The following is a 23,711-nucleotide window of genomic DNA, read 5'->3' on the forward strand; positions in this document are numbered from 1 at the left end:
ATGCGGGTTCAGTGCGGGATCGACGTCAGTTCGTCGATGCCCAGCGCAAGGTTGAGATTCTGCATGGCCTGGGTGGCCGCGCCCTTCAGCAGGTTGTCCAGGGTCGCCACCACCACTACCCGCTTGCCACCCGGGGCCAGGGTGAAGCCACCGATCTGGGCACCGTGGCGGCCGGCGATGCGGCTGACCCACGGCGCGTCATCCACCACCTCGATGAGTGCTTCGCCGGCATAGGCCTGCTGGAAACGCTCGACGATCTGCTCGCGCGTCTGTGCGCGGTTCAACCACAGATTGGCGGTCAGGGTGATGCCGCGGAAATGGGGCGCCACATGCGGCATGAACTCCACTGCCACCCCCAGCTGCACCGACACCTCGCGCTCGTGCACGTGGTTGGTCAGCGCGTACGGCATCAGGTTGTCGGCCAGCAGCTCGACGTTGTTCTTGTCGGAGGGCGTGGTGCCCGCACCGGAGTAGCCGGACACGCCGAAGCACTGCGGCGGCCCGGCCAGCAGGTCCAGCAGCGGATGGATCGCCAGCTGCATCGCGGTGGCGTAGCAGCCAGGATTGCTGATGTGCTTCTGCCCGGTGTAGCGACCCCGGGTCAGCTCCGGCAGACCGTAGTACCAGCTGTGGTCGAAGCGGTAATCGGCCGACAGGTCCACGATCACCGTATCGGGCCGGGCGCTTTCAAGCGCGGCCACGAACGGTGCGGCCAGGCCATTGGGCAGCGCCAGGATCACCGCGTCCACGCCCTTGGCCGCCACCGCCTCGGCGTCGAGGTTCTCGTAGCGCAGGTCACCCTGCACTTCCGGGTGATGGTCAGACAGGCGCTGCCCTGCACGTTCGCGCGACGATACGAACGCCAGGCGCAGGCGCGGATGCGCGGCAACGAGCTTGATCAGTTCGGCACCGGTATGGCCGCGGGCACCGATGATGCCCAGGGAGAAAATCGAATCGTTCATGCGTGGCTGTCCAGACGGTACTGCAGGTGGCGCTTCACGCCCTGCCATTCCGCATCGATGATGGAAAAGATGACGGTGTCGCGCGGCGTGCCGTCGGCATGCCGCTTGTGGTTGCGCAGCACGCCATCCTGCTTGGCCCCCAAGCGGGCGATGGCGGTGCGCGAGGTGGTGTTGAACCAGCTGGTTTCCAGCACCACGCTGATGCAGCCCATGACTTCGAAGGCATGCTGCAGCAGCAACAGCTTGGCCTCGGTATTGGCACCGGTACGCTGCGCGCGCGGTGCATACCAGGTATAGCCGAGACTGAGCCTGGGCACGGCGGCATCCAGGTCATAGAAGCGGGTGCTGCCGACGATGTCGCCAGCGGCATCACGGATGACGAAGGGCAGCACCCTGCCCTCCGCCTGCGCCTGCAGTGCGGCCTGTACGTAGGCGCCTGCCTGTGCCGGCGCCGGCACCTGGGTGTACCAGAGCCGGTCCAGTCCGCTGCCCTCCAGCGCGGCACGCAGGCCGTCCACGTGTCCCTGCTGCAAGGGCTGCAGCGTCACATGCTGGCCGCGCAGGGTCGGCACCGTCGCCCAGGTGTCGGTGACGGTCATCGTTCAGCCCTGCAGGCTCGGTGCGCGTGCAGCGCAGTGATCGACATAGGTGCGGATGCGGTCGATGCCATCGGCACCGAACCAGAACACCTTCCACTGGTCCTGCTTGTAGCAGCCGTCGGATTCGGCGTAGTAGAAGTGGTTGATCGGATTGCCGTGACGCGAGCGCCAGAACAGCTGAGGCGTTTCCTCCAGCATCACGTTCCAGACCGCACGCCCCAGGCCCTCGCCCTGCGCATCATCGAGCACGGCGAACTTGTCCAGATAGACACCTTCGGCCTCGTTGGTCAGGATGACGGCCGTCCGATAGTTCTCGCTGACGTACGCGCGCAGCAGCCTGGTCTTCTGGAAGTAGTCCGGCACCAGGGTGCGGCCGAAGCTGGATTCGATCAGGCCCTTCAGGCGTGGCAGATCCAACTCGTCCCACGTGGCCGCGCGCAGCACCTTCTCGCCCTTGCGCACCAGCGTGCCTGAGCCCTTGTGGGTGAACAGTTCCTTGGCCAGATCGGCCGGGCGGGTGATCGACACCGACGATTCCAGCGGCAAGCGATCGAGCAGATCCTTGATCTGTTCGATCTTGACCTTCATGCCGCCGTGGATCCACGGCTGTGCGATCAGGTGGTCGTACTCGGTGGACAGGTTGATCGAATCGATGACGTTGCCCGCCTCGTCCAGCAGGCCACCGGTACCGGTCAGGAAGATGATCTTGTACGGCTGCAGTTCCTGCACCAGTTCGTTGGCGGCAAAGTCGGCATTGACGTTCAGGATCTGTCCGCCGGCGGTCTCACCCAGGCTGGTGATGACCGGGATCGATCCGGCGCGCAGGCTGGCTTCGATCGGCGCCAGGTTGACCTTCTTCACTTCACCGACCAGGCCGTAGGTGTCCACGTCCAGGTACTCGGCCTCGAACACGCCACCGGTGATCGAGGTGGCACGCGCTCCATTCTGCTGCAGGGCTTCGACAAGGCGCAGGTTGGATTGCTGGAACACCCGGCGCACGATCGCCAATGCTTCCGGCGAGGTCACGCGCAGGCCGTTGACGGTCTGCTTCTCGATGCCAGCAGCGGACAGCTCGGCGTCCAGCTGAGGGCCGGCACCGTGCAGCACGATCGGGGTCAGCCCGACTTCCTGCAGGAAGGACAGCGAGGAAGTCAGCGCTTCAAGATCGTCGCGCAGCACGGCGCCACCGACCTTGACCACGGCGAAGCGCTTGGCGTCCAGCTGCGAGAAGCGCTTGAGGTACTGGCTGATCTCCTTCGCGCTGGCCATGCTGGACAGCAGGCGCACGATGGTCTGGCGGGTCTGGCGGTGGGGCTGGAGGGCAGGAGACATTTCGGTTTCGTCACGGGCGGCGGTCGCCGCGTTGCAGTTCCACCATGCCGGGGCGTGGCGGCGTTGTGGGGTTGATCAGGCGCCGGCGCCGATGATGCGGTGCACGGCGTCGGTATAGCGTTGCAGCTGCTCCAGCGTCACGAACTCATCGGCCGTGTGGGCCTGGGCAATGTCGCCGGGGCCGAACACCAGCGTGGTATAGCCTGCCGCGGAGAACAGCGAGGCCTCGGTCCAGAAGTCCACCGCGTTGCCGATCGGCAGCTCCAGCGCATCGGCCACGTCACGCGCCAGCAGACGGCGGTTCTCGGCTTCGGCGATGTCACCGGCCGGGAGGCTGGGGCCACGGAAGGTTTCGGTGAACAGCGCGGCTTCCGGTTCGGCAAGACCCGCGAAGGTCGCCAGCAGCGCATCGATGTCCATCGAGGGCAAGGGGCGGAAGCCGAAACGCACTTCGGCTGCCGGTGCGATCATGTTGGCCTTGATCCCGCCTTCGACGCGCCCGATGTTGAAACGCAGGCCGGTCAGGCCACCGAAGCGTGCAGATGCAAGGGAATCCACATGATCCAGGGCCCGATTGCCCCAGCGCATCGCCTGGTGCAGCGCACTGGCGGCGGCATCCTGCCTGCCGGACGCATGGCCCGCACGGCCGGCGAACTGCATCAGCACCGAGCTGATGCCACGGTGCGCGAGCACGGCCTCGCTCATGGTCGGCTCGGCCACCAGCACCGCGTCATAGGCAATGCCACGGGCCAGGAACGCGGCGATGCAGCGTGGATCGTTGGCTTCCTCGTCGCTGGAGAACAGGAACGCGGCGTCGCCGTCACTGGCATTGGCCGCAGCCACCAGCGCCGCCGCAGCGCCCTTGATGTCACACACGCCCAGGCCGACCACACGATCGTCCAGGCGGCGCATCACGTGCGGGTCGGCAGTCCAGTGTGGCGAATCCGGCACCGTGTCCAGATGCACGTTGAACAGGTACTTCGGTGTGCCGCGCACGGCATACAGGCTGACCGCACCGGCCCCGTGATCGATCACTTCAACGGTGAAACCCGGCAGGTTGGCGCGCAGGTAATCGAAGATGCCAGCGGTGCTGATCGCGCGCGGCGGGTTGCGGGTGTCGAAGGACACCAGGGCCTGCAGGTGATCGAGTGTCTGTTCAAGCATGAATCAACAGTTCCTGTGAAATTCCGCCGGGCATGGCCCGGCGCTACCGTATCGCCTCTGCTGGAGCGCCCCAGCGCAATCGCGGTCAACCGCGATTGACCTGCGCGTACAGCGTGGAGCTCATGCCGAACAGCTTGATGAAGCCTTCCGCCTCTTCCACGCCCCAGTCGGCCGACTGCGCATAGGTGGCGCCCTTGGTGTTGAGCAGATGCGGCGACTTCACCGCCACCGCGTCCACGCGCCCGCCACGGGTCTCCAGTACCACTTCGCCGTTGACCTTGGCCTGCGAGGACTTCAGGAACGCTTCGATGTCGGTCTTCAGCGGGTCGTGATAGAAGCCTTCGTAGACCAGCTCCACCCACTTGCGCGCCACGTCCGGCTTGAAGCGGTTCTGCTGCTTGGTCAACACCGCGTCTTCCAGCGCGCGGTGGGCGGCCAGCAGCGAAACCAGGCCAGGGGCCTCGAACACGATGCGGCCCTTCAGGCCGATCACGGTGTCGCCGGTGTACACGCCACGGCCCACGCCGTAGGGAGCGAACAGCTTGTTGAGCTGTGCCAGGATCTGGTCGCCCGGCAATGCCTTGCCGTCGAGCTCGACCGCTTCGCCCTCGACGAACTTCAGGGTGACGGTCAGCGCCTGTTCCGGCCATTCACTGCGCGGCGAGCACCAGCCACGTGCGCCCTCGCCCGGAGCTTCCCAGCGGTCGATCTCGCCACCGGACATGGTCACGCCCAGCAGGTTCTCATTGATGGTGTAGGCCTGCTGCTTGGCGCGCACGCCGAAACCACGCTCTTCCAGGTACTTCTGTTCGTAGGCGCGGGTCTGGGTGTGCTCCTTCTGGATCTCGCGGATCGGCGCGATGATCTGGTAGTCGCCCAGCGCCTTCACCGCCAGATCGAAGCGGACCTGGTCGTTGCCCATGCCGGTGCAGCCGTGGGCGATGATGTTGGTGCCCAGCTCGGCGGCACGCTTCAGCGCGGCATCGACGATCAGGTAGCGGTCCGAGACCAGCAGCGGGTACTGGCCCTGGTAGCCCTCGCCCGCCCACACGAACGGCTTGACGAAGCCCTCCCAGATGGCCGGGCCACCGTTGACGGTGACATGGCTGGTCACGCCCAGCTCGGCGGCACGCTTCTCGATGAAATCACGCTCTTCATCATCCACGCCGCCGGTGTCGGCGAACACGGTATGCACGTTGTAGCCGCGCTCCTGCAGGTACGGCACGCAGAAGCTGGTATCGAGGCCACCGGAGAAGGCGAGAACGACGTCTTTGTTGCTCATGGGGGGTAATGTCCTGGTAGCGCCGGGCCATGCCCGGCGGGGTTTTTGTATGGGAAAGAATCAGCGCCCGGCAACCGCCGCCATGATCGCCTTCTGTACGTGCAGGCGGTTCTCGGCCTCGTTGATGGCGATGCACTGCGGCGAGTCCATCACCGCGTCGGTCGCCTTCACGTTGCGACGCAGCGGCAGGCAGTGGCTGAAGACACCGTTGTTGGTCAGTGCCATCTTGCGTTCGTCGACGATGAAGTGCTTGAACTGGTCGCGGATCGGCTTTTCCGGCTCCCAGTTGCCGAAGAACGGCAGCGCGCCCCAGCTCTTGGCGTAGACCACATCGGCACCGGCGTAGGCGCTGTCGATGTCATGGCTGATCTTCAGCGAACCGCCGCTCTCGGCCACGTTCTGCTCGGCCCAGCCCATGTAGCGGTCGTCGAGAATGTAGTCGGCGGTCGGGCACAGCAGGGTCACGTCCATGCCCATGCGGGTGGCGATGGTCAGCGCCGAGTTGGCCACGGCGGTATTCAGCGGCTTGGGATGATAGGTCCAGGTCAGCACGTACTTCTTGCCGCGCAGGTCCTGGGTGCCGAAGTGCTCCTGCAGCGCCATCACGTGAGCCAGTTCCTGGCACGGGTGGGTGATGGTCTCCATGTTGATCACCGGCACCGGCGAATACCTGGCGAAGCTGTTGAGCACGATGTCCTGGCGGTCATAGGCCCAGTCCACGAACTTCGGGAACGCGCGCACGGCGATGATGTCGCAGTAGCGGCCCAGCACCTTGGCCACTTCGGCGATATGTTCTTCGGTATCGCCGTCCATCACCGTACCGAGGTTGAACTCGATCGGCCACGCATCCTTGCCCGGTTGCAGCACCACCGCGTGCGCACCCAGCTGGAACGCGCCCAGCTCGAAGCTGGTGCGGGTGCGCATCGACGGATTGAAGAACACCAGCGCGATCGACTTGCCCTTGAGCTGGTCGCCGAGCTTGTTGCGCTTGAACAGCGCTGCCTGGGTCAGCAGCGCATCAAGCTCGCTGCGGCTCCAGTCCTGGGTGTTCAGGAAGTGCTTGGGGGACATCATCTTTCCTTGCGTGGCGGCGTCAGGTTCGACGCGGTGGAAGGGAAATGCGGAAACCAAAGGTGGGGTGAAATCGTTGCAGTTGAAGCTTTCAGGAAGCGGAAACGAAAAAACCCAGCCGGCGGGCTGGGTTTCTATCGGACGAACAGCAAAAAGCTCCGGTTACCCAGCGAGAATGTGGGGTTCCGGTCGACGGGCACGCGAGGTCATACCCGACGCCTGTCGGGCTGCGCTGCTGTCGTGCTGGAAGTCGGTGAGCTTCATGGCCGGGCATCTTTGCACGCGGCCGGCGCCGGCGCAAGGGGCCGGGGTCCCAGAATCAGGGATTGCTGGCGGTGCCCTGCTCCGGGCCGACCCAGGGCGTGATCGAGACCCGGACCTTGAGCCGGTTGCCAGGGTCTTCCGGCAGGCGCGAGCGGTACTTGGTGCCCCTGTAGACGTAATCCACGTCGTAGGCGATGGGCCGACGGAACTCGCGCCCGACGGGAACGATCCGGCAGTCGCGGGTCAGCATCGGCCCGTTGTTGGTGGGACCGGTGGGCGCGGTGGGCGCCTCGGCTGCGGTCTCGTCCACCGCCTCCTCGTCGCTGCGCTTGAACATCGAGCGCACCGAGTCCCAGAAGCGGCTGATCCGGCCCTTGTCCTCCGTCGGCTCCTCGCCGGTGACGTTCACCGGGGCCAGGGTCCGGGTCGACACCGGCTCGCAGTGCTCCTCGGTCCGGGTCGCGCGCAGGGTCTGGAACACCGGCTCGACGTTCAGCACCTGGGCGTAGTCGAACTTCACGTTCTCCACGATCACCACCCGGTTGCGGGGCTCCCCCTCCTGGGCCAGAGCCACGGCCGGCAACGCCGACAGCCAGGCCAGGGTCAGCAACGCGGTGGATTTCATTGGCGACGGGAGCAAGGACACGGCAATAGTGTAGGCAGTGACGAGCGCAAGGGGCTGAACATTACCCGTCCGCGCCGCTCCTGCCCACCCCACTTGGGTGGCCCCCGGGTCCACCGGTGGCAGGCGGTCGCCCCAAAGGGGGCCGACACGTTCTAAAATCGCAGGCTTGTCCCCCAGCCACACCCCCATGACCCTGCGCCTGCACAACAACCTGACACGCCAGCTCGAACCGTTCATTCCGCTCGACCCGGCCTGTCCGACCCTGTATGTGTGCGGCCCGACGGTCTACAACTACGTGCACATCGGCAATGCCCGTGGGCCGGTGTTGTTCGGCGTGCTGGCCGACCTGCTGCGGCGGCGTTTCGGCGCCCTGCGCTACGCTCGCAACATCACCGACGTGGATGACAAGATCAACACGGCCGCGCGCGAACAGGGGGTGCCGATCAGCACCATCACCGACCGTTTCGCCGCCGCCTACCGCGAGGACATGGCCGCGCTGGGCGTGGTGCCGCCGGACATCGAACCGGAAGTGACCGCGCACATGCCGCAGATCATCACCATGATCGAGCAGCTCATCGCCAACGGTCATGCCTATGCCGCCGAGGGCCACGTGCTGTTCGCCGTGGCCAGCTTCGATGGCTACGGCAAGCTCTCCCGCCGCGACCCGGAAGAAATGCTGGCCGGCGCCCGCGTCGATGTCGCGCCGTACAAGCGCGATCCAGGCGATTTCGTGCTGTGGAAGCCGTCCACCGACGACCTGCCGGGCTGGGCGTCGCCGTGGGGCCGTGGCCGCCCCGGCTGGCACATCGAATGCTCGGCGATGGCTGCCGCCCATCTGGGCGAGACCATCGACATCCATGCCGGTGGTGTCGACCTGCAGTTCCCGCACCACGAGAACGAAATCGCGCAGAGCGAATGCGCCCATGGCGGAAAGATCTTCGCCCGCTTCTGGCTGCACAACGGCATGCTCAATTTCGGCGGTGCCAAGATGAGCAAGTCGCTGGGCAACATCGAACGCGTGCACGACCTGGTGCGCCAGCACCCGCCGGAAGCGCTGCGCCTGGCCCTGCTGTCGGCCCACTACCGGCAGCCGCTGGACTGGTCCGACGCGCTGATCGAACAGTCGGTGCGCACGCTGGACCGCCTCTACGGCACCCTGCGCGAGCTCGCCGCGGTTCCGGCCGTGGCGGTGATCCCGGCCACGATCGAGGCAACCCTGGATGACGACCTCAACACGCCGCAGGCACTGGCCGAACTGGCGCGCATCGCCGCCGAAGCACGCCGCGCCATCGAGCCGGCCGAACAGGCGCGCCTGAAAGGCGAGCTGCTCGGTGCGGGCCTGGCGCTGGGCCTGCTGCAGGCCGACCCGGCGCAGTGGTTCGGCACCGTTGCCCACGATGATGGCGAGGATGCGCGCATCCAGGGCCTCATCGATGAACGCGCCGCCGCCAAGAAGGCGCGTGACTTCGCCCGCTCCGACGCCATCCGCGACCAGCTGGCCGCCGAAGGCATCGTGCTGGAAGACACCCCGCAGGGCGTGCGCTGGTCGCGCAAGCGCGGCTGATCCGCGCCCGCCACGCCCCCACCGAAGAGATTGCAGTGATCGACTCCCCGTTTCCGCTTGAACCCACCACCGCCGAGGCCCAGGCCGCCATCGCCGAGGAATTCGGCTTCTTCGGCGACTGGTCCGAGCGCTACCAGTACCTGATCGACCTCGGCCGCAAGCTGCCGGCCTTCCCCGAAGAGTGGAAGACCGAAGAACACCGCCTGCTCGGCTGCCAGTCGATGGTCTGGATCGTTCCGGAAGGCAATGCGCAGTCGCTGCGCTTCCACGCCATCAGTGATTCGGCGATCGTCTCCGGCCTGATCTTCCTGGCCCTGCGTGTCTATTCCGGGCGCTCGGCACAGGAAATCCTGGACACGCAGCCGAGCTACATCCAGGACATCGGCCTGGCCCGCCATCTTTCGCCGACCCGCAGCAACGGCGTCGCAGCGATGCTGGCCTTCATCCGCGAGACGGCGCAGGCCCAGCTGCAGCGCGGACACCCGTGAGCGGGACCGCCCCGGCCGAAGACACGGCGCTGGGCCTGCTGGCCCGGCCGGGCTTCGCCAAGCTGCTGGCCTACCGCATCTTCGCCATGTTGTCCTACCAGGTGGTGGCCGTCACCGTCGGCTGGCACATCTACGAAGTTACCCGCAATCCGTTCTCGCTGGGCCTGATCGGTCTGGCCGAAGTGCTGCCGTTCTTCTGCGTGGCCCCGTTCGCCGGCTATCTGGTCGACCATCTACCACGGCGCAAGCTGGGAATGGTCGCCTGCTCCGGCCTGATCGCCACCGCACTGGTACTGACCAGCGTGGCCAAGGGCTGGCTGCCGTTCCACGGCGTATGGCCGATCTATGCGGCGATCGCACTGACCGGCATGGTCCGTGCCTTTCTTTCGCCGATCTACAATGCATTGTTCGCCCGCGTGCTGGCGCGCGAGCAGTTCGCACGCGGTGCGGGACTGGGCGCCGTGGTGTTCCAGGCCGGCATGGTGGTGGGTCCGGCGCTGGGCGGCGTACTGGTCGGCCTGGGAGGCAAGGGGCTGTCCTATGGCGTGGCGACGGCCTTCGCGCTGGTGGCAGTGGCCTGCCTGGCCACGCTGAAGGTGGAGGAACCGGTGCACAGCGGCCCCGCAGCACCGCTCTTCCAGAGCATCGCTGAAGGTGCGCGCTTCGTGGTCGGCAACCGCATCATGGTCGGCGCGATGGCGCTGGACATGTTCTCGGTGCTGCTGGGCGGTGTGGTGGCAATGCTGCCCGCCTTCCTGCATGAGATCCTGCACCATGGACCCGAAGGGCTGGGCATCCTGCGCGCTGCGCCCGCTCTGGGCTCGATCGGCGTGGGCCTGTGGCTTGCCCGGCACCCCCTGCACCGCAACGCCGGCCGGGTGCTGTTGTCTGCGGTCGCGGGCTTCGGGCTGTGCGTGATCGGTTTCGGGCTGTCGCAGCACTTCTGGCTGTCAGCGCTGATCCTGCTGTTCTACGGCGCCTTCGATGGCGTGTCGGTGGTGGTCCGCTCGACCATCCTGCAGCTGGCGACGCCCGAGGAAATGCGTGGGCGGGTATCGTCGATCAACGGCATCTTCATCAGTTCGTCCAACGAACTGGGCGCCTTCTATGCCGGCACGATGGCACGACTGCTGGGCCTGGTACCGGCAGTGGTGCTGGGGGGCTTCGCGGTGCTGAGCGTGGCCGGCATCACGGCATGGAAGAACCCGACGCTGCGGAAGTTGAATCTTCGCGACCTGCAGTGAACCTGTAGAGCCGAGCCCATGCTCGGCTGCGCATTTCCGTGCGCCCACGCAGCGGTTGCGCCGGGCCGCGCCCGGCGGGCTTCTTCCGCGACCGCGGCGGGGTGTAACTTTCTTTGCTCGTGCAAAGAAAGTCACCAAAGAAACACGCCGCCATCCGCGAGCCGGCGCTGCGCGCCAGTGCCCTGCGGTGCTCGGCTCGCTACAAGGCGGACCCAACAGCCGCGAGCGCACGCATGACCGCTCCTGGTAGAGCCAAGCCATGCTTGGCTGCTTTTGCTTTTGCTTTTGCTATTCCTTGCCCTCCGGCTTCGGCCTGAGCCGAGCGTGGGCTCGGCTCTACATCGGCCGCGCACGCAGGGATGCGTCGAGAGCCTGTCGGTGGGGCCGGGCAGGACCGTCCGCGGCATGGATGCCGCGGCCGAGCTTACACCCGCGGGCTCCACCTGATACCCGGAAGGCGCTGCTCTACACAGCCAACGTGAACCCAACAAAAAACCCGGCCAAGGCCGGGTTTTCTGCATGACCAGACAACGACCGGGAATCAGTCGCCCTGCTGCTTCTGCAGGTGTTCCCAACGCTCCTGGGCGTCGATGGTGCGCTCGGCCGTGAGACGGGCTTCCAGGCGCTCCAGACCGATCTCTTCACCCGTGTCCACGCAGTAGCCGTAATCACCGGCTTCCAGGCGCTTGAGCGTGCTGTCGATCTTGCCGATCAGCTTGCGGTAGCGGTCGCGGGTGCGCAGCTCCAGCGAGTTCTCGGTCTCACGGGTCGCACGCTCGGCCTCGTCGCCGATGTCACGCACTTCCTCGCGCAGATTCTCGATGGTCTGCTTGGACTCCTCCACCAGGTCCGCGCGCCAGTTCTGCAGGCGCTGGCGGAAGTACTCCTGCTGCAGCGGGCTCATGTATTCCTCTTCCGACGACGGCTTGTAACCGGCCGGCAGGATCGGGCGGCCGGTGGCCTCGTCGGTCTTGTACTCGACGACCTTGTACTTGCTGCGCGGGGCCGGGGCGGCCGAGCGGGCGGCGACGGCCACGGCGACCTTGCCGACAGGGCGCGACACGGTCTTCGGAGCGGGATCGGATTTCACGGCGGTTTTGGCAGGCGATTTCGAAACGGGCACGGGATTCTTGGATTGCGGGGCGGTCGACGCGGAAGGTGCAGCGGCCGAGGCCGGCTTGGGTGCCGGTTTGGCTGCAGCACCTGCCGCGGTCTTGGCCGGGACAGGCTTGGCCGGAGCCTGCGTTGCGGCAGGCTTCGGTGCGGACTTCACTACGGGGGCCGGTGCCGGCTTGGCAGCCGGCGTGGCGATATTCTTGGTGACCTTCTTTACAGCGGCAGGCTTGGCCGCCGGCTTGAGCGCCGCGGCCTTCTTTGCCGCTGGCGGTGCAACCGGCTTTTTCACCGCCGCCTTCGGCGCCGGCTTGGCTGCCGGCTTCTTCGCAGCCGGTTTGGCAGCAGCCTTCTTGACCGGCACCGCCTTGCTGGCGGCCTTTTTCACTGCCGGCGCCTTCTTGCTGGCAGCAGCAGGTTTGGCCTTGACCGGCGCAGCGGCCTTCTTGACGGCCGCTTTGCTTGCCTTGGCCGGCGTTTTTTTCGCGGTGGCCTTCCTGGCCGCCGGTTGCGAGGACGCTGCCTTGGTCGCCGGCTTGGCCGCCGGCTTCTTGACAACGGGCTTTGCCGCCAACTTCTTCACAACAGGCTTGGCGGTTTTCTTGGCGGCCTTTGCGGCCTTCTTTGCAGTTTTTTTAGCAGCCACGAAACGCTCTTCCTTGGATTCCCCGGGGCCCGGGAAAGCGGGCCTTTATAGCCTACCCGACCCGCAGCAGCAACCTCGACAGCCCCGCTCCATTCAGTCCTGGAGTCAAGGCCCCCAAGGGGCAGTCCGACGAACACGGACCGCCTCGCGCGGTACGGAACCTGGCCGGCACCCGAAGGTGCCGGTACCGGTCGCAGGCCATCGGCGACATGCGACCAACGGCCCATCCTGCACAAATGCGGCCTTCATGCCAACTGGCATAAGATGACTGGGTGATCTCGCGCCTGCTCATTGCCCTGCTGCGCTTCTACAAGCGCTTCATCAGCCCCCTGCTGGGGCCACGCTGCCGTTTCGTGCCCAGCTGTTCTGAATACGCGATGGAAGCCATCTCCCTGCATGGCCCGCTGCGCGGCAGCTGGCTGGCCGCGCGCCGGCTCGGCCGCTGCCACCCCTTCCACCCCGGCGGTGTCGACCTCGTGCCCGAACGCACCGACACCCCTTCATGCCGTTGCACAGGAAAACACTGACATGTCCTCCACGCTCATCACCAATGCCCGCATGGTCAATGAAGGCCGCACCTTCGACGGCGACCTGCGCATCGAGAACGGTCGCATCGCGCAGATCGGCACCGGGCTGGCGCCGCGCGAGGGCGAGCAAGTGGTGGACGCCGCCGGCCGCTGGCTGTTGCCCGGCATGATCGACGACCAGGTGCACTTCCGCGAGCCGGGCCTGACCCACAAGGGCGATATCGCCAGTGAATCGGCAGCGGCCGTGGCCGGTGGCCTGACCAGCTTCATGGACATGCCCAACACCAATCCGCCGACGCTGGACTCCACCATCCTGGAAGCCAAGTACGAACTGGCGCGTGGCCGCGCCTGGGCCAACTACGGCTTCTACCACGGGGCCAGCAACGACAATCTTGAGGCCATCCGCCAGCTCGATCCGAAGAAGGCGCCGGGCGTGAAAGTGTTCATGGGCGCGTCCACCGGCAACATGCTGGTGGACAACCCGGAAACACTGGACGCGATCTTCCGCGAATGTCCGACCCCGATCATCACGCACTGTGAAGACACGCCGATGATCGATGCCAACCTGAAAGCCTTCCAGGAAAAATACGGCGACGCGCTGACCCCGGACATGCACCCGGACATCCGTTCGCGCGAAGCGTGCATCAAGTCGACGCGGCTGGCGCTGTCGCTGGCACGCAAGCACGGCACCCGCCTGCACGTCCTGCATATCTCCACCGCCGACGAACTGGCACTGTTCGAGAAGGGCCCGCTGATCCGGGCCGATGGCAGCCGCAAGCAGATCACCGCCGAAACCTGCGTGCACTTCCTGCACTTCGCCCGCCCGGATTACGCCACCAAGGGCAACCTGATCAAGTGCAATCCGGCCATCAAGGACGTGGCCGACCGCGAGGCGATCACCGCCGCGCTGGCCGACGACGTGCTGGACGTGCTGGCCACCGACCATGCCCCGCACACCTGGGAGGAGAAGCAGAAGCCCTATGCGCAGGCGCCGTCCGGCCTGCCGCTGGTGCAGTACGCGCTGGTGGCCGCACTGGAGCGCGTGCACGAGGGCAAACTGACCCGTGAGCAGGTGGTGCAGAAATTCGCGCATGCCCCGGCCCAGCTGTTCGACGTGGAGCAGCGCGGCTTCCTGCGCGAAGGCTATTTCGCCGATCTCGTGCTGGTGGAAGACGTGCCGTTCACGGTCAAGCGCGAGGACGTGCTCTCCAAGTGCGGCTGGTCGCCGTTTGAAGGCACGACCTTCCGGTCGCGCATCGCCTCCACCTGGGTCAACGGCCAGCGGGTGTGGGACGGCAGCACGCTGGTGGGCGAGCCGGCCGGCCAGCGCTTGACCTACGACCGCTGATGCGTGGGTTCCTCATGCTGGGGGTGCTGGTTGCCGCCCCCCTCTGGGCCGTATCTGCGGCACAGGCCCAGGATGGCATCGGCAGCCTGATCGACAGCCGCGTGGTGTTTCCTGCCAGTGCGTCGCAAGGCGCGCTGGTGATCGGCAAGGTTCCCGCCGGCAGCCGCGTGCAGTATGCCGGCCGCTCGCTGCGCGTGAGCGGTTACGGCAGCGTGGTGTTCGGTATCGGCCGCGATGAAAAGGGGCCGCTGCGCGTGCAGGTGCAGCGCCCGGACGGCGGCAGCGAAACGGCCACCATCTCGGTGACGCCGCGCGACTGGCCGACCGAACGGGTCAACGGTGTACCGCCGAAGACGGTCAATCCTCCGCCCGCCATTGCCGAACGGATCAAGCGCGAGCAGGCACAGGTAACCGCCGCGCGTGCCCGCGACGATGACCGCACCGACTTCACCCAGACCTTCATCTGGCCGGTGCAGGGCCGCATCAGCGGCCGCTTCGGCAATGCCCGCGTCTACAACGGCCAGCCCGGTGCCGGCCATTCCGGCATGGACATCGCGGTACCCACCGGCACCCCGGTGAAGGCACCTGCCGCCGGGGTGGTCACCTTTGCCGGCCCCGACCTGTACCTGACCGGTGGCACGCTGCTGATCGACCATGGCTACGGCGTCAGCTCGAACTTCCTGCATCTGTCGCGCATCGACGTAAAAGTTGGCGACCGTGTGGAACAAGGCCAGGTGATCGCCGCAGTCGGCGCCACCGGCCGTGCCACCGGCCCACACCTGCACTGGGGCATGAACTGGTTCGACACCCGCATCGATCCGCTACTGGTGCTGGAGCGGAAGTAACCCGCGTGCACCCTCGCCGGGCATGGCCCGGCGCTACCGTTTGGTGGCTCTGGTAGCGCCGGGCCATGCCCGGCGAGCGCAGCGGCGACGGAATCAGCGACACGCGACCCGGTAGCGCCGGGCCATGCCCGGCGAGCGCAGCGGCAACGGAATCAGCCGCGTGCGGCCCACCACACCCGCAGCAGGGTGCGCAGCGGGGTCGCCTCGATCGGCTTGCCGGCCGCCTGGGCCCTCAGGCGTGCACGGGCCAGGCTGGACCACACGCGGCGCGGGCGCGGGCCTGGCACGCGCGTGCCCCACCCCTTCAACAGGTGCTGCGCCCAGCGCTGCGCGGCGGAGCGGGTGTCCTCGTCCAGCAGGCTGCGCGGCACGCCGGCCACGCCTGCGTCCTGCAGGCGCTGGGCCAGCGTCTGCAACTGCACGGCCCGGCCCGCACCGGTCCGCGGCCTGTCATCGAACAACACCACTTCCACGGCCGCGACCGCTTCAGCGTAGCGGGCCAGCGCGGCTTCGGCACTGGCCGCATCCGGCGCGACGGTGCGTGCCTCCACCAGATCCGGCAGCGTTTCCGCCAACCGCGCCCACGGCGCACGCACCGGTTCCAGCACACGACCCAACGGATGGCGCGAACGCTGTCCTTCCCAGCTGCGCAGCTCCTCGCCCCACCATGCCAGCTTGGCATCGGCCGGCAACGGATCGCCGCTGGTATTGAGCATGTCGTCGAATTCCTGCAACAGCGCGAACCACGCTACGGCCAACTCACGGTGCGATTCGGCCACGAACGGCGCGGCCACCGACCATTCCGGCCAACGGCTGCGCCATTTGTCGAGGAAGCTTTCCAGCGCGGTGCTGCTCACTACGATCGTCCTTACGGGTGGGCCGGGCGTGCCGGCCGGGTTGGCCACAGGCTGGCCAGTTGCAGAAGTGCGGCGTTCTCGACCAGTACATCGGCCTGCCAGGCCAACGGGTCGTCGCTGTGCAGGCGGTAGCCCCACAGCGCTGCCACCGATGGCATGGCCGCGGCGCGCGCCGCGATGATGTCGCGCTCGTCGTCGCCGACATACACGCAGTCGCTTGCCGCGACACCGATCGCCTGCGCAGCGTGCAGCAAAGGCAGCGGGTGCGGCTTGCGCTCGGCCAGGCTGTCGCCGCCGACCAGCACGGCGCAGCGCTGCTGCCAACCGTGCTGCGGCAGGATCAACCGCGCCAGGTACTCGGGCTTGTTGGTAACGATGCCCCATATCGTTCCAGCAGCATCGAGCGCGGCGAGCATGCCGGCGACGCCATCGAACAGCACCGCGTGCTGGCCGATCAACGCTTCATAGCGCTGCAGGAACTCCGGGATCAGCGCGTCGCGCGCATGCGCATCCAGGTCCGGGAAGGCCGCCGCGATCATCGCCCGCGAGCCCTTGGACACCACCGGGCGCAGCTGCGCCGGATCGATCGGCGCGCGTCCACGCTCGGCCAGCATGGCGTCGCAGGTGGCAACGAAGTCCGGCGCACTGTCCAGCAGGGTGCCGTCCAGGTCGAACAGCACCGCGCGCGGGAAGTGCGTGGCGGTCATGCCGGCTTGACCGCGTAGGCCAGGTAGTTGATGTCGGTGCGGGTGCTGAGGCGGGCACGGTTGCGCCACGGCTCGTATGCCATGCCGCTGACATCGGCCAGCTGCAGATCAGCCTCGCGCAACCAGCGTGCCAGTTCGGCCGGCCTGATGAATTCCTGGTAGTGGTGGGTGCCCTTCGGCAACAGGCGCGCCACGTATTCGGCACCGACAATGGCCACCGCGAATGCGGCGGCCGTGCGGTTGATGGTCGACAGGAACAGGTGCCCCCCCGGCTTCAGCAGCCGCCTGCAGGCCTCGATGATCGCGCCGGGGTCCGGCACGTGCTCGAGCATCTCCATGCAGGTCACCACATCGAAGCTGCCCGGCTGTTCAGCGGCCAGGTCCTCGGCGGCCTGCACCCGGTAGTCGACCTTGGCACCACTTTCCAGTGCGTGCAGCCGCGCGACCTTGACCAGCTCCGGGGCCAGATCGATGGCGGTGACATCGGCGCCGGCCTGGGCCAGTGCTTCGCTCAGCAGGCCGCCACCGCAGCCGATGTCGAGCACGCGTGCGCCGCGCAGCGGCACGCGGTCGGCCACGTACTTCAGGCGCACCGGGTTCAGTGCATGCAGCGGCTTCTGCGGACCATCGGCGTCCCACCAGCGGTTGGCCAGTGCGGCGAACTTGTCCAGCTCGGCCTGATCGAAATTGGAGGAAGCATGGGGGGCAGTCATGGGGAATCCTTGCAGCGCCGGGGTTCAGGCGCGGATATGGCGGATGCGCTCGCGCCACTGGCGCGCGTTGGCGATGATGCCCGGCAGGTCCATGCCGACCAGCTCGCGCTGCACCAGCTTGGGCTTGCCGGCAATCCAGACGTCGCTCACCTGCTGCCGGCCGGTGGCGTACACCAGTTGCGAAAGCACGTTGTGCAGCGGCTGGGTTTCCAGCGCGGACAGGTCCACGCAGACCAGATCGGCCTGCTTGCCCACCTCGATCGAGCCGATCCGTTCGCCGAAGCCCAGCGCACGGGCACCACCGAGCGTGGAAGCGCGCAACGTGGTGGCCGCGTCCAGCGCAGTGGCGTCGTTGGCGACAGCCTTGGCCAGGATCGCCGCGGTGCGGTTCTCGCTGAACATGTCCAGGTCGTTGTTGCTGGCACAGCCATCGGTACCGATGGCCAGGTTCACGCCTGCGCGCTGCAAGGCGCAGGCGGGGCAGAAACCGGAGGCCAGTTTCAGGTTCGATTCCGGGCAGTGCACCACGCTGACGCCACGCTCGGCGCACAGGTGGATCTCCGCGTCGGTCAGCTGGGTCATGTGCACCGCGATCAACCGGTCATTGACCAGGCCGAGGCGATCGAGTCGCGCCAGCGGACGCTGGCCATGCAGCCTGATCGAGTCGCTGACTTCCTGCGCGGTCTCATGGGTATGCAGGTGCACCTGCATGTCGAGCTGGTCGGACAGCATCCGCACCCGCTCGAAATTGGCATCGCTGACCGTGTAGGGCGCATGTGGTGCGAACGCGACGCCGATCAGACTGTCGTTGCGCCACTGGTCGTGCAGTTCACCGGCCTTGGCGAAGTACTCGTCGTCGCTCTTCGCCCAGGCGGTCGGGAAATCGATGATGACCGCCGCCACCAGCGCGCGGAAACCATGCTTCTTGTAGACCGCCGCCTGCACGTCGCCGAAGAAGTAGTTCTCGTTGGCGCAGGTGGTGCCGCCGCGCAGCATCTCGGCAATCGCCAGCGTGGTGCCGTCGGCGACGAACTCGGGGCCGATCACCGCCGCTTCCACCGGCCAGATGTGCTCCTGCAGCCAGGTCATCAGTGGCAGGTCATCCGCAACGCCGCGCAGCAGGGTCATCGGGTTGTGCGTGTGCGCGTTGACCAGGCCCGGCATCAGCGCGGCGTCCGGACGGCTGACCACCTGCGCGGCACGGAAGCGCGCCCGCGCTTCGGCACGCGGCAGCACGGCCACGATCTCGCCGCCACGCACGGCTACGGCATGGTCTTCCAGCACCACGGCATGCGGTTCGATCGGAACGACGTAGCCGGCTTCGATGAGCAGGTCGCAGGCTTCGGGGAGGTGCGGGCTGTCGCTCATGCAGGCTCACTTGGCTGGGGGGAGAACCTCACGGGAGGCGGTAGCGCCGGGCCATGCCCGGCGGCTGTCCGTTGCGGCGCCGTGGACGCCGGCAACGGATTCCGGGCGATGCCCGGAAAGCCGGGCCTGGGCCCGGCTCACAGGTCATCCGGCTGCGCCGGATTACTTCACGCGCGAGGAGTACTCGCCCGAACGGGTGTCGACCCGGATGACTTCATCCTGGTTGACGAACAGCGGCACGCGGACCACGGCACCGGTTTCCAGCGTGGCCGGCTTGCCGCCACCGCCGGAGGTGTCACCGCGGACGCCCGGATCGGTTTCGGTGATCTTCAGCTCGACGAAGTTCGGCGGCTGCACGAAGATCGGCGCACCGTTGAACAGGGTCACGATGCAGGCTTCCTCGCCCTTCAGCCACTTTTCGGCGCCGCCCATGCCGGCCTTGTCGGCCTGGACCTGCTCGAAGGTCTCCGGATCCATGAAGTGCCAGTACTCGCCATCGCTGTACATGTAGTTCATGTCGGTGTCGACCACGTCGGCCACTTCCAGGTCGTCGGTCGCCTTCATGGTCAGTTCGACCACGCGGCCCGAACGGATGAAGCGGTACTTGACGCGGGTGAACGCCTGGCCCTTGCCCGGCTTGACGTATTCGGTATCGGTGATGACCGCCGGTTCATTGTTGACCAGGATCTTCATCCCGTTCTTGACGTCATTCATGCCCACAGTGGCCATGCTCAAGCTCCTCAAATGGCAAAACCGCCGCGGGTGCGGCGAGCCGGTAGAATGGAAAGCCCACCGGATGCCGGTGGGCGACTGTTTTTCTGCCCCCATGATAACCGCAGGCCCCCTCTCCATGCAGCTTTCCGCCTTTCCCCGCCCGTCGTCGCCGGGTGCACCCGCACGCTGGCAGGAACTCTGGCGCCAGGCGCTGCGCGACCCGCACGCACTGCTGGCGCGGCTGGAGCTGGATCCGGTCGCACTGGGCGTGTCCGAGGCGGCCATGGCCCAGTTCGCGCTGCGCGTACCGGAGGGATTCGTGGCCCGCATGCGCAAGGGCGACGCGGCCGACCCGCTGCTGCGCCAGGTACTGCCGGTCGATGACGAGATGCAGGTCGTTCCCGGGTTCAGCTTCGACGCGGTGGGCGATGGTGCGGCCAGGAAGGCGACCGGGGTCATCCAGAAGTACCGGGGCCGGGCGCTGCTGATCGCCACCGGCAGCTGTGCAATCAATTGCCGCTACTGTTTCCGCCGGCACTTCGACTACGCCGCTGAGAATGCCGCCAAGGGCGGCTGGTGGGAAGCGGTGGACGCCATCGCCGCCGATCCGGATATCGACGAAGTGATCCTGTCCGGGGGGGATCCGCTGTCGCTGGCCACCCACAAGCTGGTCGAACTGACCGACGCGCTGCGGCGGATTCCGCACATCCGTCGCCTGCGCATCCACACCCGGCTGCCGATCGTGCTGCCGGAACGGGTCGACGACGAGCTGCTGGCCTGGCTGGGCAGCCTGCCGTGGCCGCTGGCGATCGTGGTCCATGCCAACCATCGCAACGAGTTCGATGCCAGCGTGGACGCGGCAATGGCGCGCCTGCGTGGGACCGGCGCCCAGCTCCTGAACCAGGCAGTGCTGCTGCGTGGCGTCAACGACAGCGTGCAGGCGCTGCAGGAGCTGAGCGAACGCAGCTTTGCCGCCGGCGTGCTGCCCTATTACCTGCACCAGCTGGACCGGGTCGAGGGCGTGGCCCACTTCGAGGTGGATGACACCCGCGCCAGGGAGCTGATCGCCGGCCTGACCGCGCGCCTGTCCGGCTACCTGGTTCCCAAGCTGGTGCGGGAACTGCCCGGCGACCCGAGCAAGCGCCCGCTGTAACGATCCCGCCGGGGTCAGAGCCGTTTCCTGCAGAAAGGGATCTGACCCCTGAACCAGGATTCAGACGCCGGACTCGATCATCCGCACCACTTCGGTCGCGGTGACCGGGTGGCTCAGCCAGTAGCCCTGGCCAAGATCGCAGCCGCGCTGGGCCAGCAGCTCGAATTGCGCCTGCTGCTCGATGCCCTCGGCAACCACCGTGATGCCCAGCGCGTGGGCCATGGCGATGATCGCCGTGGTCAGCGCCAGGTCGTCCGGATCACGCTGCATGTCGGCAATGAAACTCTTGTCGATCTTCACGCCGTCCACGGGCACCTGGCGCAGGTGGCTCAAGCCCGAGAAGCCGGTGCCGAAGTCGTCCAGCCACACCTTGACGCCGGTGCGATGCAGCTTGTCCAGCAACTGCGCGGCCACCATCTCATCACCGATCACGGCGGTCTCGGTCAGTTCCAGATGCAGGCGCGAAGCCGGCAGCCCCGACTCATGCAGGCACTGTGCGACCAGTGACGGCAGCTCGCCGCCACGCAGCTGACGGGGCGACACGTTCACCGACACGAACAGATCATCGCCGCCCGCACTGCGCGGCCACTGCGACGCTTCCATGCAGGCCGCGCGCAGCACCTTCGGCCCGATCACCTCGATCAGCCCGCTCTGCTCGGCCACTTCGATGAACACCGACGGCGGGATCGTGCCCAGAGTGGGGTGCTGCCAGCGCAGCAGCACCTCGACGCCGACCATCCGCCGGTCGCGGGTGCGGAAGATCGGCTGGTAGGCCAGGCGCAGCTCGCCGCGCTCCCAGGCGCCGCGCAGTTCCTGTTCCATGTGCACGCGGCGCTCGACAGCATGGTCCATCGCCCGGCTGTAATACCGGTAGCAATTCTTGCCGGCCATCTTCGCCTGGTACATGGCGATGTCGCCGTTCTTCAGCAGTGTGGTCGCGTCTGCGGCATCGTCCGGGAACAGGGTCACGCCGATGGAGGTGCCCAGGAACAGCTCCCTGCCCTGCACCACCAGCGGCTTGCCCAGTTCGCGCACCAGCACCTCGGCCAGCAGCCGCGCATTGGCAGCGACATCGCCGTCGCCGACCAGGATCACGAACTCGTCGCCGCCAAAACGGGCCAGCAGCGCCTCATCGCCCCCGGCCTCGGCGACGGCGCGGCCGATCCGCTGGGCAAACTGCAGCAGTGCTTCGTCGCCCGCTTCATGCCCGAGGGTATCGTTGACCCGCTTGAAATCGTCGATGTCCGCAAACAACAGGCCCAACCGCTGCTTGGACGCACGCGCGGCCATCAGCCGGTGGTCCAGGGCTTCGCGGAACGCCAAGCGGTTGGTGAGGCCGGTCAGTGCGTCGGTGTAGGCCATGTGCCGCACCTCGCGGTCGTGGCGGGCGATGGCATCACGCATGCGGGCGAATCCCCGCACCAGTTCGCCGACCTCGTCGTCGCGGGTATTCTCCAGCAGCGGCGCCTGGTAGTCGCCGGCTTCGATGCGACGGGCCGCCACCGCCAGGTCGCGGATCGGCGCGACCAAGGTGCGCTGCACGTAGAAGATCACCGCCACGCCGATCACCACCAGCAGGCCGAGCATCAGCAGCAGCCAGCCCAGATGACGGCTGCCGACCTGCTGCAGTCGCTCGCCCAGCGTTGCGTTGGCGGCCTGCTCGCGCTGCTGCACTTCGTCCAGCGCCATGCCGACGCGGACGCCGCCGATGCGCTGGTTGCCGACCATGATCGGCATCGTGTTGTCGAGCACCTTTGGCGACTGCTGCACCACCAGCGTCCGCGCGGCGATCGCGCCCGGTGCAAGGGGGTCTCCCATCGGCTGACCGAAGGCGGCGACCTCCACCGAACCGTCGTGCACCAGCCGGCCACGTTCGTCGAACACCAGCACATAGCGCACCACGGGCTGCCGCGACGTGCTGCGCACGAGTGCGCCGACCTGGTCCAGATCGTGGTAGTACAGCGGGTTGGCCAGCGCATCGGAAAGCTCACGGGCGATCGCTTCGCCGCGGCTGCGCACGCTGCGGTCGAACAGTTCATGGATGACGCCGCCGCTGAGGTTGCGCACCTCGCTCTGCATCGCCGCCTGCCGCCCCAGCAGCACCGCCAGGATCGCCACCACCACAAGCATCGCCCCGCCCATCGCGAGCAGGAACCGCGCCTGCATTCCCGAGCCGAGCCACTTCATTCCACTTCCATCCGCACGCGCGTCAATCCTTGTTTCAATTCATCCAGCCGCTGCTGCGCATGCGCGTCGACGCGGTGGAAACCGGAAGTACCAAAAAAACGGTGCAGCGCTGCCTGTGCCTGCGGATCACTGGCCGCCTGCAGCAGGACCTCCTGCAGGCGATCACGGACGCGTGCATCCAGGTCGGCGCGCACCACCTCCACGGCGCGAGGATAGGGCTCCGTGCGCAACAGTTCGCGGAAGTCGCGCCGGAACGCCCGCGGCATGCGCCGCTCATCGTTCCAGTCCACGCTGCTCACCGCGCCCGCATCGGCCACGCCCTTGTGCACGTAGGTGGCGATGTTCAGCTCGCTACGGGCGAACACATAGCCGACGCTGTCCGTGCCCGGAGCGTCCCACGTACCCGCGAGGATCTGTGGGGACAACCCGTGGCCCAGCAACGTCATCACCGGCACCAGGTAGGCGCTGGTGGATGCGGTGTTCTGCAGCGCAAGGCGGTGGCCCCGCAGGTCCTCCAGCCGCTGGAACGGGCTGTCGCGGCGCACGAAGAATACGGTCTGGTACTCACGCACGCCATTGCGCTCGGTCAGCAGCAACGGCCGCGCACCGCTGCGCTGCCCCAACGCCACTGCGGTTCCGGCGGTTTCCGTGACCCAGTCGACCTGCCCCCGCCGCAGATAGCTGGCCATCTGCTGCGGATCACGCGCCATCAGTATCCTCCCCTCCTGGATGCCGACGTCGTGCATGCGTGCCACCACGTAGTCCAGCAGCGGCTGCAGCTGCTGGTAATGGGCCTTGGGATCGTCGCTGATCCGCCCCAGCACCAGCACCGGATCCGGCGCAGCACGCACCGTTCCGGCCAGCAGGACCATGGCCAGGCTCAGCAGCGCCCCCTGCATTGCCGTTCGCAGACCCGACACCGGTTTCATCCCCCCCTG

General features: G+C 67.1%; 22 protein-coding genes. 7 read left to right on the forward strand and 15 right to left on the reverse strand.

Features of this window, described 5'->3' with window-relative positions:
• Nucleotides 1-8: 8 nt before the first annotated feature.
• From argC to N5J29_RS06675, 7 genes are all read right to left on the reverse strand, one after another.
• Nucleotides 9-962, reverse strand: a complete 954-nt coding sequence (argC, locus tag N5J29_RS06645) for an N-acetyl-gamma-glutamyl-phosphate reductase (protein ID WP_065181934.1) — start codon at nt 960-962, stop codon at nt 9-11.
• Nucleotides 959-1,561 (reverse strand): GNAT family protein, encoded by a 603-nt coding sequence (locus N5J29_RS06650; RefSeq protein ID WP_065175501.1) that lies wholly within the window; start codon nt 1,559-1,561, stop codon nt 959-961. The genes argC and N5J29_RS06650 overlap by 4 nt, the downstream gene beginning before the upstream one ends.
• Before the next feature lie 3 nt (nt 1,562-1,564).
• Complete coding sequence (locus N5J29_RS06655) at nt 1,565-2,893, reverse strand: acetylglutamate kinase (RefSeq protein ID WP_053519692.1); 1,329 nt, start codon at nt 2,891-2,893, stop codon at nt 1,565-1,567.
• A gap of 75 nt (nt 2,894-2,968) precedes the next feature.
• Nucleotides 2,969-4,057 carry an acetylornithine deacetylase gene (locus tag N5J29_RS06660; RefSeq protein WP_053519691.1) on the reverse strand — a complete coding sequence of 363 codons (1,089 nt, stop codon included), beginning with the start codon at nt 4,055-4,057 and terminating at the stop codon, nt 2,969-2,971.
• Nucleotides 4,058-4,142: 85 nt separating this feature from the next.
• Nucleotides 4,143-5,339: an argininosuccinate synthase gene (locus tag N5J29_RS06665; protein ID WP_053519690.1), complete on the reverse strand. Its 1,197-nt coding sequence runs from the start codon at nt 5,337-5,339 to the stop codon at nt 4,143-4,145.
• A 60-nt stretch (nt 5,340-5,399) separates the two neighbouring features.
• On the reverse strand, nt 5,400-6,410 hold the full coding sequence (locus N5J29_RS06670; protein WP_053519689.1) for an N-acetylornithine carbamoyltransferase: 1,011 nt from the start codon (nt 6,408-6,410) through the stop codon (nt 5,400-5,402).
• A gap of 319 nt (nt 6,411-6,729) precedes the next feature.
• On the reverse strand, nt 6,730-7,299 hold the full coding sequence (locus N5J29_RS06675) for a hypothetical protein (RefSeq protein ID WP_193396139.1): 570 nt from the start codon (nt 7,297-7,299) through the stop codon (nt 6,730-6,732).
• Between the two features lie 187 nt (nt 7,300-7,486).
• On the opposite strand from N5J29_RS06675, the gene cysS reads away from it, so the two are divergent.
• From cysS to N5J29_RS06690, 3 genes are read left to right on the forward strand one after another with little or no spacing between them, the layout of a single operon-like run.
• Complete coding sequence (gene cysS / locus N5J29_RS06680; protein ID WP_164150571.1) at nt 7,487-8,863, forward strand: cysteine--tRNA ligase; 1,377 nt, start codon at nt 7,487-7,489, stop codon at nt 8,861-8,863.
• A gap of 35 nt (nt 8,864-8,898) precedes the next feature.
• Entirely contained in the window at nt 8,899-9,351 is a 453-nt protein-coding gene (locus N5J29_RS06685) for a SufE family protein (RefSeq protein ID WP_053519686.1), read from the forward strand.
• A complete protein-coding gene (locus N5J29_RS06690; RefSeq protein ID WP_164150573.1) occupies nt 9,348-10,595 on the forward strand; it encodes an MFS transporter in 1,248 nt (415 codons plus the stop codon). The genes N5J29_RS06685 and N5J29_RS06690 overlap by 4 nt, the downstream gene beginning before the upstream one ends.
• A gap of 541 nt (nt 10,596-11,136) precedes the next feature.
• Here the strand turns inward: N5J29_RS06690 and dksA are convergent.
• The gene (dksA, locus tag N5J29_RS06695; RefSeq protein WP_128989529.1) at nt 11,137-12,354 is read right to left on the reverse strand and encodes an RNA polymerase-binding protein DksA; all 1,218 of its coding nucleotides are present in this window, start codon (nt 12,352-12,354) and stop codon (nt 11,137-11,139) included.
• Nucleotides 12,355-12,626: 272 nt separating this feature from the next.
• Between dksA and yidD the strand changes: the two genes are divergently transcribed.
• From yidD to N5J29_RS06710, 3 genes are read left to right on the forward strand one after another with little or no spacing between them, the layout of a single operon-like run.
• Nucleotides 12,627-12,881, forward strand: a complete 255-nt coding sequence (gene yidD / locus N5J29_RS06700; RefSeq protein ID WP_053519683.1) for a membrane protein insertion efficiency factor YidD — start codon at nt 12,627-12,629, stop codon at nt 12,879-12,881.
• Nucleotide 12,882: 1 nt separating this feature from the next.
• Complete coding sequence (locus N5J29_RS06705; RefSeq protein ID WP_053519682.1) at nt 12,883-14,229, forward strand: dihydroorotase; 1,347 nt, start codon at nt 12,883-12,885, stop codon at nt 14,227-14,229.
• Nucleotides 14,229-15,074 carry a M23 family metallopeptidase gene (locus N5J29_RS06710; RefSeq protein WP_065181928.1) on the forward strand — a complete coding sequence of 282 codons (846 nt, stop codon included), beginning with the start codon at nt 14,229-14,231 and terminating at the stop codon, nt 15,072-15,074. The genes N5J29_RS06705 and N5J29_RS06710 overlap by 1 nt, the downstream gene beginning before the upstream one ends.
• A gap of 152 nt (nt 15,075-15,226) precedes the next feature.
• Here the strand turns inward: N5J29_RS06710 and N5J29_RS06715 are convergent, their stop codons facing one another.
• The 5 genes from N5J29_RS06715 to efp form a co-directional block, all read right to left on the reverse strand.
• Nucleotides 15,227-15,931 (reverse strand): squalene/phytoene synthase family protein, encoded by a 705-nt coding sequence (locus tag N5J29_RS06715; protein WP_164150575.1) that lies wholly within the window; start codon nt 15,929-15,931, stop codon nt 15,227-15,229.
• A gap of 11 nt (nt 15,932-15,942) precedes the next feature.
• A complete protein-coding gene (locus tag N5J29_RS06720; protein ID WP_065175505.1) occupies nt 15,943-16,638 on the reverse strand; it encodes a phosphoglycolate phosphatase in 696 nt (231 codons plus the stop codon).
• Complete coding sequence (gene ubiG, locus N5J29_RS06725; RefSeq protein ID WP_065175506.1) at nt 16,635-17,351, reverse strand: bifunctional 2-polyprenyl-6-hydroxyphenol methylase/3-demethylubiquinol 3-O-methyltransferase UbiG; 717 nt, start codon at nt 17,349-17,351, stop codon at nt 16,635-16,637. The genes N5J29_RS06720 and ubiG overlap by 4 nt, the downstream gene beginning before the upstream one ends.
• A gap of 24 nt (nt 17,352-17,375) precedes the next feature.
• Nucleotides 17,376-18,719, reverse strand: coding sequence for a TRZ/ATZ family hydrolase (locus tag N5J29_RS06730; RefSeq protein ID WP_164150577.1), 1,344 nt, complete (start codon nt 18,717-18,719; stop codon nt 17,376-17,378).
• Between the two features lie 162 nt (nt 18,720-18,881).
• Nucleotides 18,882-19,448: an elongation factor P gene (efp, locus tag N5J29_RS06735; RefSeq protein WP_053520087.1), complete on the reverse strand. Its 567-nt coding sequence runs from the start codon at nt 19,446-19,448 to the stop codon at nt 18,882-18,884.
• Between the two features lie 121 nt (nt 19,449-19,569).
• On the opposite strand from efp, the gene epmB reads away from it, so the two are divergent.
• On the forward strand, nt 19,570-20,586 hold the full coding sequence (gene epmB / locus N5J29_RS06740) for an EF-P beta-lysylation protein EpmB (protein ID WP_164150579.1): 1,017 nt from the start codon (nt 19,570-19,572) through the stop codon (nt 20,584-20,586).
• A gap of 60 nt (nt 20,587-20,646) precedes the next feature.
• Here epmB and N5J29_RS06745 read toward each other — a convergent pair whose 3' ends face one another.
• Both N5J29_RS06745 and N5J29_RS06750 read right to left on the reverse strand, forming a co-directional pair.
• Nucleotides 20,647-22,773: an EAL domain-containing protein gene (locus N5J29_RS06745; protein WP_053520089.1), complete on the reverse strand. Its 2,127-nt coding sequence runs from the start codon at nt 22,771-22,773 to the stop codon at nt 20,647-20,649.
• On the reverse strand, nt 22,770-23,702 hold the full coding sequence (locus tag N5J29_RS06750) for a phosphate/phosphite/phosphonate ABC transporter substrate-binding protein (RefSeq protein ID WP_164150581.1): 933 nt from the start codon (nt 23,700-23,702) through the stop codon (nt 22,770-22,772). Before N5J29_RS06750 ends, N5J29_RS06745 begins: the two co-directional genes overlap by 4 nt.
• Between the last annotated feature and the right edge of the window lie 9 nt (nt 23,703-23,711).

The sequence above is a fragment of the Stenotrophomonas sp. GD03680 genome (assembly GCF_029844625.1).
Lineage (GTDB): Bacteria > Pseudomonadota > Gammaproteobacteria > Xanthomonadales > Xanthomonadaceae > Stenotrophomonas > Stenotrophomonas maltophilia_P.

What these genes read in the sequence shown, in the direction of transcription:
- N5J29_RS06665 (WP_053519690.1), bottom strand. Translation starts at nt 5,339, where the DNA reads ATGAGCAACAAAGACGTCGTTCTCGCCTTCTCCGGTGGCCTCGATACC.
- efp (WP_053520087.1), bottom strand. Translation starts at nt 19,448, where the DNA reads ATGGCCACTGTGGGCATGAATGACGTCAAGAACGGGATGAAGATCCTG.
- N5J29_RS06660 (WP_053519691.1), bottom strand. Translation starts at nt 4,057, where the DNA reads ATGCTTGAACAGACACTCGATCACCTGCAGGCCCTGGTGTCCTTCGAC.
- cysS (WP_164150571.1), top strand. Translation starts at nt 7,487, where the DNA reads ATGACCCTGCGCCTGCACAACAACCTGACACGCCAGCTCGAACCGTTC.
- argC (WP_065181934.1), bottom strand. Translation starts at nt 962, where the DNA reads ATGAACGATTCGATTTTCTCCCTGGGCATCATCGGTGCCCGCGGCCAT.
- N5J29_RS06745 (WP_053520089.1), bottom strand. Translation starts at nt 22,773, where the DNA reads ATGAAGTGGCTCGGCTCGGGAATGCAGGCGCGGTTCCTGCTCGCGATG.
- N5J29_RS06675 (WP_193396139.1), bottom strand. Translation starts at nt 7,299, where the DNA reads ATGAAATCCACCGCGTTGCTGACCCTGGCCTGGCTGTCGGCGTTGCCG.
- N5J29_RS06705 (WP_053519682.1), top strand. Translation starts at nt 12,883, where the DNA reads ATGTCCTCCACGCTCATCACCAATGCCCGCATGGTCAATGAAGGCCGC.
- epmB (WP_164150579.1), top strand. Translation starts at nt 19,570, where the DNA reads ATGCAGCTTTCCGCCTTTCCCCGCCCGTCGTCGCCGGGTGCACCCGCA.
- N5J29_RS06655 (WP_053519692.1), bottom strand. Translation starts at nt 2,893, where the DNA reads ATGTCTCCTGCCCTCCAGCCCCACCGCCAGACCCGCCAGACCATCGTG.
- N5J29_RS06730 (WP_164150577.1), bottom strand. Translation starts at nt 18,719, where the DNA reads ATGAGCGACAGCCCGCACCTCCCCGAAGCCTGCGACCTGCTCATCGAA.
- N5J29_RS06650 (WP_065175501.1), bottom strand. Translation starts at nt 1,561, where the DNA reads ATGACCGTCACCGACACCTGGGCGACGGTGCCGACCCTGCGCGGCCAG.
- N5J29_RS06750 (WP_164150581.1), bottom strand. Translation starts at nt 23,702, where the DNA reads ATGAAACCGGTGTCGGGTCTGCGAACGGCAATGCAGGGGGCGCTGCTG.
- N5J29_RS06710 (WP_065181928.1), top strand. Translation starts at nt 14,229, where the DNA reads ATGCGTGGGTTCCTCATGCTGGGGGTGCTGGTTGCCGCCCCCCTCTGG.
- N5J29_RS06670 (WP_053519689.1), bottom strand. Translation starts at nt 6,410, where the DNA reads ATGTCCCCCAAGCACTTCCTGAACACCCAGGACTGGAGCCGCAGCGAG.
- ubiG (WP_065175506.1), bottom strand. Translation starts at nt 17,351, where the DNA reads ATGACTGCCCCCCATGCTTCCTCCAATTTCGATCAGGCCGAGCTGGAC.
- N5J29_RS06720 (WP_065175505.1), bottom strand. Translation starts at nt 16,638, where the DNA reads ATGACCGCCACGCACTTCCCGCGCGCGGTGCTGTTCGACCTGGACGGC.